The 14,661-nt window shown below is 60.8% G+C and carries 16 protein-coding genes; all 16 read left to right on the top strand.

Going from position 1 to position 14,661, the window contains the following annotated elements; all coding sequences use genetic code 11:
• The coding region (locus CH262_RS18645) for a thioesterase domain-containing protein (protein ID WP_141215049.1) at positions 1-912 on the top strand (912 nt) is incomplete at its 5' end.
• Positions 881-2,344 carry a methylmalonyl-CoA mutase family protein gene (locus tag CH262_RS18640; protein ID WP_032364855.1) on the top strand — a complete coding sequence of 488 codons (1,464 nt, stop codon included), beginning with the start codon at positions 881-883 and terminating at the stop codon, positions 2,342-2,344. The genes CH262_RS18645 and CH262_RS18640, both read left to right, overlap by 32 nt.
• Positions 2,345-2,442: 98 nt before the next feature.
• Positions 2,443-2,703 (top strand): phosphopantetheine-binding protein, encoded by a 261-nt coding sequence (locus CH262_RS18635; protein WP_032382025.1) that lies wholly within the window; start codon positions 2,443-2,445, stop codon positions 2,701-2,703.
• The gene (locus CH262_RS18630) at positions 2,700-4,283 is read left to right on the top strand and encodes an AMP-binding protein (RefSeq protein WP_094718131.1); all 1,584 of its coding nucleotides are present in this window, start codon (positions 2,700-2,702) and stop codon (positions 4,281-4,283) included. The genes CH262_RS18635 and CH262_RS18630 overlap by 4 nt, the downstream gene beginning before the upstream one ends.
• A complete protein-coding gene (locus CH262_RS18625) occupies positions 4,280-6,124 on the top strand; it encodes a condensation domain-containing protein (protein WP_094682967.1) in 1,845 nt (614 codons plus the stop codon). Before CH262_RS18630 ends, CH262_RS18625 begins: the two co-directional genes overlap by 4 nt.
• Complete coding sequence (gene ccrA, locus CH262_RS18620; RefSeq protein WP_015586174.1) at positions 6,108-7,430, top strand: crotonyl-CoA carboxylase/reductase; 1,323 nt, start codon at positions 6,108-6,110, stop codon at positions 7,428-7,430. Before CH262_RS18625 ends, ccrA begins: the two co-directional genes overlap by 17 nt.
• Entirely contained in the window at positions 7,427-7,882 is a 456-nt protein-coding gene (locus tag CH262_RS18615) for a cobalamin B12-binding domain-containing protein (RefSeq protein WP_015586175.1), read from the top strand. Before ccrA ends, CH262_RS18615 begins: the two co-directional genes overlap by 4 nt.
• A complete protein-coding gene (meaB, locus tag CH262_RS18610) occupies positions 7,879-8,634 on the top strand; it encodes a methylmalonyl Co-A mutase-associated GTPase MeaB (protein WP_015586176.1) in 756 nt (251 codons plus the stop codon). Before CH262_RS18615 ends, meaB begins: the two co-directional genes overlap by 4 nt.
• A gap of 312 nt (positions 8,635-8,946) precedes the next feature.
• Positions 8,947-9,381: a methylmalonyl-CoA epimerase gene (mce, locus tag CH262_RS18605; protein WP_015586177.1), complete on the top strand. Its 435-nt coding sequence runs from the start codon at positions 8,947-8,949 to the stop codon at positions 9,379-9,381.
• Positions 9,382-9,589: 208 nt separating this feature from the next.
• On the top strand, positions 9,590-10,789 hold the full coding sequence (locus tag CH262_RS18600) for a hypothetical protein (protein ID WP_032364816.1): 1,200 nt from the start codon (positions 9,590-9,592) through the stop codon (positions 10,787-10,789).
• A complete protein-coding gene (locus CH262_RS27705) occupies positions 10,786-10,938 on the top strand; it encodes a hypothetical protein (protein WP_155290193.1) in 153 nt (50 codons plus the stop codon). Before CH262_RS18600 ends, CH262_RS27705 begins: the two co-directional genes overlap by 4 nt.
• A gap of 390 nt (positions 10,939-11,328) precedes the next feature.
• Complete coding sequence (locus CH262_RS18590) at positions 11,329-12,165, top strand: hypothetical protein (protein WP_052049293.1); 837 nt, start codon at positions 11,329-11,331, stop codon at positions 12,163-12,165.
• Positions 12,166-12,454: 289 nt separating this feature from the next.
• Positions 12,455-12,901 carry a hypothetical protein gene (locus tag CH262_RS27960; RefSeq protein ID WP_206539365.1) on the top strand — a complete coding sequence of 149 codons (447 nt, stop codon included), beginning with the start codon at positions 12,455-12,457 and terminating at the stop codon, positions 12,899-12,901.
• Positions 12,898-13,227, top strand: a complete 330-nt coding sequence (locus CH262_RS27955; RefSeq protein WP_032364819.1) for a transcriptional regulator — start codon at positions 12,898-12,900, stop codon at positions 13,225-13,227. Before CH262_RS27960 ends, CH262_RS27955 begins: the two co-directional genes overlap by 4 nt.
• Positions 13,224-13,535 carry a hypothetical protein gene (locus tag CH262_RS18580; RefSeq protein WP_141214632.1) on the top strand — a complete coding sequence of 104 codons (312 nt, stop codon included), beginning with the start codon at positions 13,224-13,226 and terminating at the stop codon, positions 13,533-13,535. The genes CH262_RS27955 and CH262_RS18580 overlap by 4 nt, the downstream gene beginning before the upstream one ends.
• Positions 13,536-13,913: 378 nt before the next feature.
• Positions 13,914-14,573 carry a hypothetical protein gene (locus tag CH262_RS18575; RefSeq protein WP_141215920.1) on the top strand — a complete coding sequence of 220 codons (660 nt, stop codon included), beginning with the start codon at positions 13,914-13,916 and terminating at the stop codon, positions 14,571-14,573.
• The last annotated feature ends 88 nt before the right edge of the window (positions 14,574-14,661 follow it).

The following is a 14,661-nucleotide window of genomic DNA, read 5'->3' as shown; positions in this document are numbered from 1 at the left end:
TCGCTCTCTGCGATGCGTGTCGTAGCCGCCGTGCAGGAAACCTTCGACTGTGAAATCAGCGTCCGTGCACTCATGGAAGCCCCCACCGTAGCGGGCCTGAGCAAACAACTCTTCAACTGGTCCAGTTCCGACGAGATACCTCAGGTCGTGAAGTTGTGCCGAGGGCCAGGGCGTCCACTTTTCTGCATACACCCTGGTGGGGGCGTCAGCTGGGCGTACCGCGCCTTGGGAAGCATCGTGCAGCGCCCAATATTCGCTATTCAGCAAACCGTCGACGGCGAACGTCCGCGTACGGTCCGCGAAATGGCCGGCGAGTATGCCGACCTCGTCCAGTCAGTCCAGCCCGATGGGCCCTACGACCTGCTGGGATGGTCCTTCGGTGGTGTCGTCGCCCACCAGATGGCTACCGTGCTGGAACGGAGAGGGGCGCACGTACGTCGGCTAATACTGTTGGACGCAGCTCTAGTAGAACCCGGTACGACACGCTCGCCAGACGCGGATTTCAATGAGACCGACGTCCTGCGGCATTTCGTGTCCAAGAACGTCGACCTGCCCGATCTGAAAGAATTGACCTCTTACGAGCAGGCCACGGAATGGCTGGAAACTCATTCGTCACTCGGCGCAGCTATTCCGCCAGCTTGGATGATCAGCCACGTCGTTCGCAATCTCCGATTCAATTCTGACCTCTGGCACGGCCACACACCGGACCTATTCGGGGGCGGCGCTGTGGTGTTCCAGGGAAGCGATCACGAACGCGATCCAGGTTATTCAAGAGACTGGACACGTTTTATCGCTCGTCCAGTCACGGAGATCGCAGTGGAGTGCGAACACAACGACATGTTGAGTCCCGATGCGTTGGACGCCTACGGCGACCGGCTGCGTGCAGAACTGGAAGGCGACGATTATGAGTAAACCAGGCGAGTTTCCTTATGAGGCAGGTATTCATCCCAAGGGCTATGTGTCTAGGCCATGGACGATCAGGCAATTGGCTGGGCTTGGCGACGGCGTAGACACCAATAGGCGGTTCCATTATCTCCTCGACCAAGGCGAGACAGGTCTTTCGTTGGCTTTCGACCTGCCCACCCAGCTCGGACTCGACCCGGACGATCCAACGGCTGCCGGTGAGGTCGGTCGCGCCGGGGTCTCGGTGTCCACCGTCGACGACTTGGCCGCAGTGTTCGACGGAATACCGCTGGATCAGGTGTCAGTCTCTTTCACCATCAATGCGACCGCACCGATGATCTTGGCCCTATGGATCGTGGTTGCCGAAGAATCAGGCGTCAACCCTGCGCTATTACGTGGCACTTTGCAGAACGAAATGCTGAAAGAGCACGCGGCTCGCAAGGCGTTCGTGTTCGACTTGGACGACAGCTTCCGCTTCTCGTTAGACGTTATCGAGTACTGCATACGCAACTTGCCCAAGGTCAATCCGGTATCGATCTCGGGTGGACACGCCCGTGAAGCCGGTGCGAGCCGAGCAATGGAAGTGGCGCTCGGCATCGCTGATGCGGAGACGTACTTGCAAGGGATGCTGGAGCGGGGGTTTACCGTCGACGAGGTCGCACCCCGGCTCAGCTTCATCTTTGGGACCCATATGGAGGTTCTTGCCGAGGCGGCCAAGTTCCGTGTCCTACGCAGGATGTATGCCCGCCGCATGGTGGACCTCTTCGGCGCTGCTGACGCGAAGTCGAGCCGCATGCGTGTTCAGGTCAATACTTTCGGCTCCGCTCTCGCCGCCTCCGAACCGCTCAACAACATCGCGCGTACGACCATTCAGGCCGTAGCGGCCGTCCTCGGCGGGGTGCAGTCTCTGCATGTGTGCGGCTTCGACGAGGCCGAACAAACGCCTGGGCAGCTATCGGCACGCATTGCGCTGAGGATTCAGCAGATCATCTTGAAGGAAACCGATCTAGCCAGATACGTCGACCCCCTCGGCGGGTCCGAGGCAATAGCTCGCATCGCCGATGAAATCGAAGCAGAGGCTACGGGGTGGCTAGATGACATCGCTGCCCATGGTGGCTTGTTGGACTGTCTGCGCAGTGGCTGGCTGGAATCGCGCATTGACGACATGGCCTACGCCACCCGCGGCCCCGTCGTCGGCGTCGTCGAAGCCGAGAGTTCCGAAGAAGAGGAGTGGCTCACTGAAAGGCAACTGCGTTCGGGTGTCGTACCGGGCCGCCGCCGTCCCTTCGAGCGCGGGGTTTGTAGCGCAGAACTACGTGCTGTGACCGATGACGTGGCCGCGGGCCGCAATGTCATGAATTCGATGATCGCAGCAGCACGGGCTCGGGCCAGCATCGGCCAAATGCAACGGGCGGTGGCAGAAGGGCTCGAATCGAAATGACCGCATCTAACCGGAGCAGCAGCAGTCCGGGTCAATCCCGTACCCAAACACACTCAAGGGTGCAGCCAACTGACCACTCGGATGGGGAGCAGAGAAATATGAGCAAACAACGGATGGCTACCACTATTACGAGTTTCTGGGAACGGGCTCTCGGCGAAGAAAATCTCACGCTCGATGACAATTTCTTCGATTTGGGCGGTGATTCGCTCACGGCCGCGAAAATCCTTGCCCTTATCCAGCGGGAGTATGGGCTGCAAGCGGAATTGCATCTAATTTTTAACAACCCCACCATCGAAGAATTCGTGGAGGCCGTTGATGAAGAACTAGCAGGGGTAGCGCCGCGGGGAGAAGATGCATGACCGCCCCAAAATTCAAGTCACTGTGGGGAGGTCCGGCGACACCCGATTGTCACTTAACTGGATTTGTTCGCCGTGTCACCCACGATCCGGGGCGTACGGCTGTAGTCGACGCCGATCGTTCGTACACCTACGGAGAACTGGCAGCTTGGGCGCAAACGGTGTCGTCCAACTTGACGCTGGCCGGCGTGAACGTAGGAGACCGGGTTGCGGTATCGCTTCCGCGAGGCGCGGGTGCAGTCGCTGCATTACTCGGGGTGCTGCTGCATGGAGCGACGTACGTCCCGTTGGACCCCGAGTACCCCGTGGAACGGATTCAGTTCATGGTGGATGACTGCGCACCTCGCGCCCTAATCGCCACCACGCGATCACGTGTGAACCACCACGCCCCGCTGGTCGACATCGGGCTGCCCCCCGGAGTAACCCAACCGATCGACCTGCGCGCCGTCGCGTGCGATGCCGCACTTCCGGTCTACATCATCTACACATCCGGATCGACCGGCTGGCCGAAGGGCGTAGCGCTGAACCATCTCTGCATCGACACAATGGTCGATTGGCAAACATCCCACTCACCCCACCCCGAACTACGCACCGCACAGTTCGCCCCGCTAAATTTCGACGTCTCGTTCCAGGAGATATTGGGCACGCTGTGCGGCGGCGGCACGCTTGCGATCATGCCGGAGAAGCTACGCCGTGAACCAGCCCAATTGCTTCGATGGCTCTCCGATCAACGAATCGAGCGGCTGTTCGTCCCATTCGTTGCGTTGCAGATGCTGGCAGTGACGGCCCAGCGGGACATGCTGGCGCAACTGTGCTTGGTCGAGGTAAATACCGCCGGTGAGCAAGTAGTGTGCTCGGAAGATATTCGCGCAATGTTCGCATGTATGCCCGGCTGCCGGCTGGTCAACCACTACGGACAAAGCGAATCCGCCATGGTGACCTCGCACATCCTGGGGCCCGATCCGTATGCCTGGCCCAATCTGCCACCAATCGGCGAACCCCTGCCGGGATGCGAACTACTCATCGCGCCGGAAGTTCCAGAAACTCCGAACATCGGAGAGCTTCTCGTATCCGGAAATCCATTGTCGGATGGATATCTGGGGCGTCCCGAGCTGACAGTGGAGCGCTACGTCAGCATCCTTCCCTCACCAGCCGGTAACACCCGAGCCTTCCGTACCGGTGACCTGGTGGAGCTGACAGACAGCGGCTTGCGCTTCCTATCCCGAATGGACAGCCAGATCAAAGTGCGGGGAATCCGCGTTGATCTCCTAGAAATCGATGCGCAGTTGCTAACAGCTCCCGACTTCGCTGCAGCGGCGACGGTCATGGTGGTGACTAAGTCCGGCCATGCCAGCCTGCGCGCCGCAGTAGTCCTTCGTGAGGGCTGCACCGGCCCAGTCGAGGCCAACGCTCTTAAGCGACTACGCAAGGTACTGCCCGAGGTTTCGGTCCCTGTTTCGGTGACGGAACTGCCCGAACTGCCCAGGACCCCCAGCGGGAAGGTTAGTCGTGAGAGAGTCGCTGAGCTCATCGCAGATGACTGCCGGCGGCGTCGCCGACACAGTCAGGGCGGTGACGAATGACCACAATCCTGCACGATAGGCCCGCCGATGCGGGCCAATACGCACTCTGGGCCGAAGCCACGATTGATCCCTCGATTAGTGGCGGCGGATATTTCGTGGCGACCTTTCGCGGTGTACTTGACGAGCATCACCTCGAGGCCGCTGCGCGCGCCGTGCTTGAACGACACGAGCCGCTGCGGTCGGTGCTGCGGCTTGTGCGGGGACAGTTGCGCCAGTGCGTCCTGCCGGCACTTGAGGCATGTTCTTTCGAGCGCGCCACTATCCCATGCGAAGACGGCTCCGAGTCGGCGGCGGTCCGAGAATGGTGCAAGCAGCGCGAACAGGACAAGCGCTGGGACCTAGCCACCGAGGCACCAATTCGTTTCCAACTTCTAACCCATGCTCCCAACCGCTGCTCGATGGTCTTCGAGGCTCATCACGCCGGCTTTGACGGGCGCAGCAAGTTTATTGTCGCCCGCGATTTCTCGAACTATCTGGGGAAACTGAGAATCGGCCATCAAGTGAATCCGACGCCGCTGGCCGCGCCCAGTACGCCCGTTGCCACGGAGGCAGTCACCGCGGAGGCCATCGAATTTTGGCGTACTGCTATCGACAAACGGATGCCCTTGACACTTCCCGAGGGCGGCCGTCTGGGGCAGCGGTCCATTGCTGCCTCGCCGACAATCGAACTGGAGCCCTCAGCGGTTGCCGCCCTTCGCGCGATCGCTCAAAACCTGCAGGTGAGCACATTCACGATGCTTTTCGCAGCGCTCACTCGACAAATGACGGCTTACGACAACATTGATCCGGTGTTGTCTGTGGCTTCGGACGTCAGTGACGAACACACCGGACATTTCGCCGGCTTGCAAACCAACGTGGTCCCCGTATCCATCGAAACCTCCCGCCAGATGGCGACGGAAAAATCCGTTGCCTCGGCCCGCCGGGCGCTCACACACTTGGCTCGCTATCGCCGCGTCCCGTTCGTGGACCTGGTGTCCGGTGTGCCCGGCAGACCCCTCGCTCGGCTCAGTACTGAGCTCGGCCTGTCATTTCCCCGTCCGCCAGCCCAACTTGACCTGGAAATCCCCGGCCTACGTTCGGAGTGGGAGTTTTTCACGCCAAACACAAACGCTGCTTTGGCCAGAACGCTGCAGATCCGTGCGCACTGGCCGCAGTGCCGGGTGCGGCTCGACTATCGCCAGGATCTGATGGGTGCAGCGGAAGCAGAAATATTTCTTGCCGATTTTCGCACTGCTGTCACAGATCTCGCTTCAGACCGAGAAACATCCTTGGTCAGCTCTACGAGCAAAGTCCGGCCCCGAGCAGCCGGCGCGGGGACCCCGTACATCTGTGCTGGCGTCCGCGCGGGGACACTATGTAACGACGACGCTCCCCACCCTCCGCGCTTGATGCCATCGGACGGTGTGAGATTCACCGTGCGTGGCCGGTCGGAACAGTTACTGCCCTGTTGTATAGCGGGCACGATCTGGGTTCATCTCGCCGACGGCCGCGAGGTTTGCACCGACGACTGTGGGTACGTCGCGGCAGACGGCGAGATGCGACACCTAGGACCTCGGGAGGGTCGGTGGATCCGCACCCGAAGCCTCATTGATGCCTCCGCAGTCGCCCGCGTCGCCCGAACCCACACTTGGGTACGAGAGGCGGAAGTGCAGCTGGTGAGGGGCCGTACCGACACCGCGGTGCTCAGTGTGTCTGGACCAACTCGCAATGTCCCGAGCGCACGAGAAATCCGAGCACATCTGCGGACTTTTCTGCACGCCAGTGATCTGCCTGGACGTATCAAAATCACCTGTACCGACACCCTACCGACGAACAAGGATGACAATGAACGAACTCTCTGAAGCTGTAATCGCGGGTGCCTCTCCGGACGTACTTGAGAGCCTTCCCGTCCCACCTGAATACAACGCCGCCTACCTAGATGTAGAAGACATCCAGATTTTCGCCGGCGTCGAGGACAAAGACGTTCGAAAGTCGATTCACCTCGGCAGTGTGCCCATGCCGGAACTTGCTCCTGATGAGGTGTTGGTCGCTGTTATGGCAGCGGCGATGAACTACAACACAATCTGGTCCGCTACCTTCGAGCCGATCCCCACTTTCAACTTCCTGCGGCACTACGCAAAACAGGGCGGCTGGGCCTCTCGTCACGACCAGCCGTACCACGTACTGGGGTCGGACGCAGCCGGGGTGATCGTGCGCGTCGGGGCCGGTGTGCGCAAGTGGAAGGTCGGGGACCATGTCGCCGTAGGGACGGCTCATGTCGATGACCAGGAACCGCTCACCCATCACGACGGCATGCTCGGCCACGAGCAGCGAGCATGGGGGTTTGAGACAAACTTCGGAGGCCTCGCTGACTATGCGGTCGTCCGCGCGAGTCAATTACTACCCAAGGCAGCGCACCTCACCTGGGAAGAGGCTGCCAGCAACCCATTGTGCGCGGGAACGGCCTACCGGATGCTCGTCAGCGAGCGCGGTGCCAACATGCGTCAAGGCGATGTAGTCCTCATTTGGGGCGCGGCGGGTGGCCTCGGTGGCTACGCCGTGCAATTCGTCCGCAACGGCGGCGGCATACCAATCGGCATAGTCAGCTCGGACGCAAAAGCCGAGGTCGCCCGCAAGCTTGGCTGTGAGCTGGTCATCGATCGGCGCGAGATCGGTGAGATTTCCGCTGACCCGGACGCCACCGTCGCGGCAGGAAAACTGCTGGGCAAGATCATCAGGCGAGAGATCGGAGAGGATCCGAACATCGTCTTCGAGCACGTTGGCCGCGAGACCTTCGGCCTCTCGGTATTCGTGGCCCGCCGCGGCGGCACAATCGTCACCTGTGGATCGAGCACGGGTTACCAACACACGTTCGACAACCGCTACTTGTGGATGCGCCTGAAAAGAATAGTAGGCAGCCACGGGGCGAATTTGTACGAGCAGTGGCAGACGAACCGCCTCATCCAGCGCGGCCAAGTGCAACCTATGTTGTCTGAAGTGCACCCGTTTCAAGAGACACCAGAAGCCGCACGCAGGATTCAACTAAACGAGCACCTCGGCAAAGTTGGCATACTTTGCCTAGCACCCTCGAGTGGGCTCGGTGTCACCGACGTCGACCTGCGTTCCCGGATCGGCGAGGCGCGGATCACACCGCTGGTGACGGCATGACAGCTCCGAACCCGAGCTTCGACGCAGGAAAGGCCGAAGGCCGCGTGCATCGTGTCCGAGTGGTGGTTGCCAAACCTGGGCTGGATGGCCACGATCGCGGTGCCAAAGTGGTGGCGCGCGCACTTCGTGATGCCGGCATGGAAGTTATCTACACCGGATTGCGTCAGACACCCGAGCAAATCGTCCGCACCACTTTGGAAGAGGGTGCCGACGCTGTCGGTCTGTCACTGCTATCGGGCGCTCACATGGAACTGGTACCCCGCGTAATCGAGCTGTTGGCCGAGAATAACGCGATGGAGATACCCATCTTCTGTGGCGGCGTCATTCCACCTGGAGACGCACGCAAGCTCGCTGAAATGGGAGTGCTCCGGGTCTTTACCTCTCGGGATTCCCTTCAGGAGATCACCCGTTGGGCACAAACGAACCTACATCCGCTCAAGGAGACGGAGTGACGAGGCACCAGAACTGTCAGACCTTGGAGTCTGCACGGCAAGGCAATATCAGGGCGCTGGCGCAACTAATGACTCGCGCGGAGAACTACGCCATCACTGAGGTTGACGTCATCTCTCCGGCTGCACCGGACCACCCCCGAACCGCCTGTACGGTGATTGGCTTGACAGGTCCTCCTGGTGTCGGAAAGTCGACGTTGATTTCATGTCTTATCGCCGAGTACCGCAAGCGGGGTCAGCGCGTGGCAGTGCTCTGCTTTGATCCGTCATCGCCGATAACCGGCGGTGCGCTCCTCGGTGACCGCATCCGTATGCAGGAGCACTCAGATGATCCCGGAGTTTTCATTCGGTCAGTGTCCAGTCGTGGCCATCTCGGAGGACTTTCGGCCACGGCCAGGACAATGATCGCGATCCTGTCTGAGATCGAATTTGACAGGATCTTGATCGAGACGGTCGGAACCGGGCAGTCAGAGGTGGAAATCGCATCAATCGCGGACGACACCATCGTTGTTCTAGCGCCTGGAGCAGGTGACGGCATCCAAATGGCCAAGGCTGGTGTTCTGGAAATCGCCGACCTCTACGTCGTAAACAAGGCAGATCAGAACGGAGTCCACGCAGTACTTCGCGAACTCCAGGCCGTGATCGAGCTTGGTCAACGCGACGTCCCCATTGTGACGACTACCGCCAGCCGTCAAGAAGGGGCCGCCGAGGTAGTTAGAGCCCTTGAGGCCAAGCGAAAATCTCCTATGACGTAGAGCTGGAGCAGATCGTTCCTCCAGTCATTACCTCTGCCGCGCTTTGCAAAGCAGCGAAGCTTTGGGCCACCGTTAGGTGATCGAAGTCTGCGACATCGACGGGGACACCTGCATGGCACGAAATCACCTGCGCAGCGGCTTGAACTGGGCCCGAGTCAAGGGTTGGGCTGAATTTGACGACCTAGGCAACCAAGCAAAGTAGGGACTGTTGGCAGAGTTCAGATTGACTGATCTTGTAAATATCAGTCAGACAAGCGGATTCGGTCATGTCAGCATGTTGCATAGCGAGCAGTTATGCGGTGGACTGTAGGCATGCTGACTCGAATTGACCATATCGGGATTGTTTGTTTCGACCTCGACAAAACCGTCGAATTCTACAGTGCCACCTATGGATTCGAGGTTACTCACCTGGAATCGAACGAGGAGGAGGGTATCCGTGAAGCGATGTTGAAGATCAACGAGACCCCGGACGGTTACGCCTCGTACCTCCAGCTGCTGGGCTCGACCCGGGACGACTCAGTAGTAGGCAAGTGGCTGGCCAAGAACGGAGAAGGCGTCCACCACATCGCATTCGGCACGAACGACGTGAGTGGCGAAACAGAAGCCATACGGAGTAAGGGCGTCCGGGCACTCTACGACGAGCCGAGACAAGGTTCAATGGGGTCCCGAATCAACTTCCTGCACCCAAAGGATTGCCACGGGGTCTTGACTGAACTCGTCACCGCCGCAACACCAGACTCCGAATGACAACTGCCAGTTAATGTTGCGATGGTCCATATCGTCAGAGTGTTGATGCGGATTTGTGCCATGGAGTGGTAGACGAGGGGGCGGGATGGGAAAATTGGCGCGGCGTTCGGATAGAAGAGGGCAGAAGCCTCGGAATGCGAAGGGCACTCGGGTTCGCCGTGATGGATTCGACGGTGAGTTCGTTCCAGGGCAACAATTTTCGGTCGACATGCGTATCCGCCGGCAGGCCGCCGAGGTCCTGGAAGCAAAGGTCACCGCGGCGCGGTGGCCCCTTGTGCTCGAGGCCATCGAGGCCGCAGCCTGGCCGGTGGAGACCTACCTGGGAAAATTCCTTAAGGGCGGCTACGACGTCATCCGGTTTCGGTCCGACCCGACCGACGTGGGCGAGATGCTCCACAGGTTGTCCCGGATGACGAAGCTGCCGGTCGAAGTTGTCGCGCGGGAGCCCCACAAGCACTTGCCCTTCTGGCTCGATGACGAACCGGAATCGCACGATGTCGGCCTGCAGCCCTTCCGTTGGTTCCAGATGCTCTACTACAGCCACTTCCTTCTGCGCGCGTCGACGGCGGACCGGTATGCCTACTATGCGACGCCGGAGATGACTGCGTTGATCGAGGCCGGCCAGAGTGCCGATCGAGACCATGATGTTGCTGTGACCGTGGCAGATCTTCCCTCGAGCAGAGGAGTTCTCTATCTCGCTCCAGCGGATGGAGTGCCCGACCACGGGCGGGTCCTGGTGTGGAACGAGACAGGTCGCGACAGTGGAAGTGGAACCGATGTTCTCCTGATGGCCATGCTTACCGTTCCTGCTTTGCGGTGGTGGTTGGCGCGGGCCGACGGGGCAATTCCTACTGACGGAAACCGGTTGTACCGCGTCGTCAACGACTACCTACCGGTGTTTCCTTTCGCCGAGGTCCAGCTCAGCCCAGCCGAATCCGATGCTGCGCCCAGTGCACCGAACCGATCAGGAGGCGCGGGTTTCACGGACGTCGGTCCCGACGAACCTGCGCATTCCGTGACCGCCATGAATGACCTGGATTACGTTGCGCGAACGTTCTTCTCGATGGTGAACATGCTGCGAGGCAACAAGTTCGTGGAGTCCACCCGCCAGCAGTCGGCGCGCATGCGAGACAACGACGGCGTAGTCAAGCGGATGCGTGAGGTGACGTATTTGTCGTACCGGCAGCCGCGGCCTGCATCCAGTGCTTCATCGTCGGAAGGATCTGGCAAGCTCTCGCACCGCCACGTCGTTCGGGGGCATTGGCGTCGGCATTGGTATCCATCGCAGAAGCGTCATCTACCCATGTGGATCGATGAGCATTTGCAGGGGCCCGCGGATGCCCCGATTGTCGTCAAGAGCAAGGTGACTGTGGTGCGCCCGCCTGCGGAGAATGAGAGTGTTGAATGACCAACGACCGTAGTTTCGATCCGGACGCCGATCACGGCCAGGCGGGCTGGGTGACTCTGCCCAGTGGACAGCGTGCTTACCGCTACCACGGCTCGGACGACCTGATCTACGACGCAGCAACCGCCCCCGAGGCCGACGCGTCGAACTAGACGTAGATCGGAACCCCGCGGCGCAGGCTCGAGAAGACCGATGCACCGTCATGCCGGAAAGAACGACGCAGCTCGTCCAGTCATTCACATGAATGACTGTTGCCTGGGAACCACAAAGCAGCGCTGTGCGTCCAACACAGCATGGACGACGACGAGTGCGCAGCCATCCGTGACGAGGGGCGCGACCCCAGCGACCCGGCCGTCGTAAGCGCCCTCGACCAGGTGAAACGAACGCTTCACCTATACCGGCATCTCGCCTGGACCTTCACGGCAGACGACCTCGACACTCACACCCTCCACCGCTGAACGCGCCCACCTGCACGTTCGACAATCGAACATGCGTTCGATACGGTGTGGTGGTTCCTACCGGCGCGCGAAAGGTCGATCCACATGGCCACCGTCGACGCAATCGGGGACCTCACCGGCTTGGGCAAGGCCGAACAGCTCGCCGCGCTCCGACGCAGCATGGCCGCGATCCCCGGACGACGTGTCCACGCACCCATCGAGCCCGTCGACGCATCCCTGTTCGCCCCATCTCAGCCAACGGCCCCGCCCGCCGACGAACAGACCCTCAGCGGCCCTGTGCGTTCACAGACCCTGCGCACCATCCCCGTGCCCACGCCACTGTCGGAACTCCTCCCACGCGGTGCGCTGGCCCGCGGAACGGCCATCTCGATTACCGGTGCCGGATCGATCCTCGTCGGTCTCGTCGCTACAGCCAGCGCGGCCGGCCACCACGTCGCATTGATCGGGCAGTCGAAGTTCGGACTCCTCGCCGTCCACGAGCAGGGCGGCGACCTGTCGAAAATCCACCTGATCGACCCAGGCCAAGCAGACCCCCTCGACGCTGCGAGCATCTGTATCGAGGGCCTCGATCTGGTCGTGACGACCGTGCACGGACGCGATGTTCCGCCAACCCGGGCGCGTGCCCTGTTGGCCCGAAACCGTACGCACGCAGGAATTCTCGCGATCACGAACGGACGCATGCCCGGTCTCGACCTGGCAATCTCCTCGCGGCCTGTCGCGTACGGCGGAATCGAGCAGGGCAGGGGCCGTATCCGGTCGATCACCCTCGAGACCACCGTGCACGGGCGCGGTATCGCCGAGCGCACCGGCCGCTACACCCTCACCGCGCCCACGTTCGGCGAACAGGGCCTGCGGTGGACCCCGACCAGCGTCGACGCGGCCGTCCTGCACCGGCCACACGGTCTGGCGGTCGCGCAGTGAGCCCCGAGATGTACGAGAACTGGCCCGTCACTTTCGATCCGCCCACACGCCTCGTTGTCGATCCCCCTCAGAGAGTCTTGGTCAGCGTCGCGCTCACCGTGGCTGGCTCGTCTGGAGGATCCTTCCGTGACGGGGTGCCGCTCAAAGTCCGGTCCGAAGTTCTCTAGCCAGTGAAGTGTTGTTGCAATCAGTTGATTGATTTCTGGTCGCCGCTGTCCCCTGAGGATTACTACTTTACGAATCTTAAAGTAGCGGTTAGGCTCGTGGGAGATCAGCTAGGGAGGCAAAAATGTCCGAGCAATTCGACTCAGCGCGAGCGCTGTTCGAGTCCGAGCAGGCTTCACGCCGAATCGGCAGCCATCACCGCAGTGCCTCATCCCGTGGGCGTTCACTTACGCTCTCGTCGGTGGCAGTGGTGGTCGCGGCGGCTGGTTATGCAGTAATGGGGTTCGTCGAGCCTGGCTGGGTCTGGTTGCCCGCCGCTGTAGCGATTCTGGCGATATGCGCGATTCTGTTGATAGGCAAGTCGATTGGTGTCCCATTGCCACCGGGACGGGACTCCTCCGGGTCGACCACCGTCGGAACGGTGTTGATCGGCGTCGCCACGATCGCTCTTTGTATAGCGCCCCATGGCTTGATACTGGCGGTCGCATCCGGTGCGTTGGTACTGGCCGGCGCAGGTATCGTCGCCGTCGTCCCGGTGTTGGTGTCGGTGCGCGGAGTGCGAACGTCGTGACGGTCGATCATCCACGGCACCAACTCGATCGAGCACTGACCCAGCCGATTCGACTGTCGATTCTGGCGGCTGCGTCGAGGGAAGGTGTGGCTGCGGTGGAGTTCAAGATCCTCGCATCGGCACTTCAGATCAGTGATTCTCTACTTTCTCAACATGTGTCAGCTCTCGAAGCGGCCGGGTACGTTGCGGTAGAGAAGGGTCGAACCGCTCGGTACTCGCGCACATGGATACGGGCCACCGACCGCGGACGTACCGCGCTCGGTGAACACATGCAAGCCCTGCAGGACATCATCAAGTTCGTACCGGAAGGTGAGCAACCCACATGACTTCTCCCGTCGACACCATTACTGCAACTGTCTCTGTGAAGCCAGCGTGGGTGAATACGTGGTTTCACGCGTTGTTCACCAAACCTGGCCTCGAAGTCGATGGGCGCGGCCACGAATTGAACTGGGGCACCAACGACGTCGAGATCCCGTCTACCGCCAACCGAATCGGCGTCTACTTTCACTACCGAGGTCGGCCCGCGCAGCGCCTCGCATTGAGCGAAAAGCTACTCGACCATCGAATCGGTAGTCGCATCACTGCACGCCTGGGAGTGCGAAACTCTGCACAGTTCAACATCATCGAGCCGTAGAAATCCCAATAGCGAGGTTTCACGTCAGTCGTCCCATTCGGATCGTTTGTCTCGTTAATTAGTCCTTCGTAAAGGTTTACACCCGCCTGTCTCGTCGTTAGTATCAGCTTGTTCGGTTTGTTTTGTTCGCCGACGGACTGTCCATCGGCGAACCGGCCAGGCGACCCGCATGTGCCGTTGCTGCGTAGGCATGGTGGGGAAATCGGTGCGCGATAGCAGTTGCGTGGAGCTGCGTAGTCGGCACGGTCTGGGGTGGTCCACGCGGTCATCGGCGTGGCAAATCGAGCGCTCGAGTCGGCGAACCCGTCGATCGAAGCCGCCTCGGCGTCGCCCGCCGGTATAGGGGTCTCGTCGAAACACACCCTTCGAGGATGAATTGTGTTCCCACGTAAAGTTAAAGTCGCCGCCGCTATTGCCGCCCCGCTGGTGGTCCTGAGTCTCGGGGCAGTAGGGACTGCTCAGGCCTTGACCGTTCACGACGCGCCGGTGCAGGCCGCATCGGCGACCGGTCCGAAGCAGGATAAATACACCGACCAGGACGTGGTGGGGCTACTCGCGCTCGCCAGCGGCCGTGCGGCGCAGGACCATCCGGACGTCGCCGCCAAATTCAAGGTCGAAGGAGCACCTACCGCCACTGACGAACAGATCGGCCAACTCACCGATGCCCTGGTCTCTGTCGATCCGAACTTCCACTCCTCGGTGACCCACGCCGTTCAGGCGAACGATCCCTACCAGGCTCAGAAGGGTATCGACACCATCTCGGCTGATCTGAAGACGTTGGCCGCGCAAAGTGGCGCGAGTGAGTCCGGCGGAGATGTCCATACCGACGGATTTTTCTACCACGACTCCAACATCGCTGTAGAGATCAATGTGGCCGGCGTCCTCAACGCAGTCGGGTACGCCAACGTCGCAGCTGCGACCGAAGTAGGGGTCGTGCTCTACGTCGTCCCCGATGCGATCTCCTACGGCTTCGACCTGAATCGAAAGGGCGACTTCGAGCGAACCGAGACTGCTGCGTTGGTGACCTCAGCGCTCTGAGACCCGTCAACGCTTTCGCCCCTGGGTGCGTTGCCTCGATCCCGCTTCGATCCGTGCACCGCACCCAGGGGTGGTCGACCCATCCGAT

The sequence above is a fragment of the Rhodococcus sp. 05-2255-1e genome, from assembly GCF_002259025.1.
Classification (GTDB): Bacteria; Actinomycetota; Actinomycetes; order Mycobacteriales; family Mycobacteriaceae; genus Rhodococcoides; species Rhodococcoides fascians.
The sequence above is the reverse complement of the archived record's forward strand: the minus strand, read 5'-3'. Positions and strand labels throughout refer to the sequence as shown.

Excerpts from the sequence above, each read along its gene's own strand:
- CH262_RS18635 (WP_032382025.1), top strand. The coding sequence starts at position 2,443 with ATGAGCAAACAACGGATGGCTACCACTATTACGAGTTTCTGGGAACGG.
- CH262_RS18630 (WP_094718131.1), top strand. The coding sequence starts at position 2,700 with ATGACCGCCCCAAAATTCAAGTCACTGTGGGGAGGTCCGGCGACACCC.
- CH262_RS18625 (WP_094682967.1), top strand. The coding sequence starts at position 4,280 with ATGACCACAATCCTGCACGATAGGCCCGCCGATGCGGGCCAATACGCA.
- ccrA (WP_015586174.1), top strand. The coding sequence starts at position 6,108 with ATGAACGAACTCTCTGAAGCTGTAATCGCGGGTGCCTCTCCGGACGTA.
- CH262_RS18615 (WP_015586175.1), top strand. The coding sequence starts at position 7,427 with ATGACAGCTCCGAACCCGAGCTTCGACGCAGGAAAGGCCGAAGGCCGC.
- mce (WP_015586177.1), top strand. The coding sequence starts at position 8,947 with ATGCTGACTCGAATTGACCATATCGGGATTGTTTGTTTCGACCTCGAC.
- CH262_RS18600 (WP_032364816.1), top strand. The coding sequence starts at position 9,590 with ATGCGTATCCGCCGGCAGGCCGCCGAGGTCCTGGAAGCAAAGGTCACC.
- CH262_RS27705 (WP_155290193.1), top strand. The coding sequence starts at position 10,786 with ATGACCAACGACCGTAGTTTCGATCCGGACGCCGATCACGGCCAGGCG.
- CH262_RS18590 (WP_052049293.1), top strand. The coding sequence starts at position 11,329 with ATGGCCACCGTCGACGCAATCGGGGACCTCACCGGCTTGGGCAAGGCC.
- CH262_RS27960 (WP_206539365.1), top strand. The coding sequence starts at position 12,455 with ATGTCCGAGCAATTCGACTCAGCGCGAGCGCTGTTCGAGTCCGAGCAG.
- CH262_RS18580 (WP_141214632.1), top strand. The coding sequence starts at position 13,224 with ATGACTTCTCCCGTCGACACCATTACTGCAACTGTCTCTGTGAAGCCA.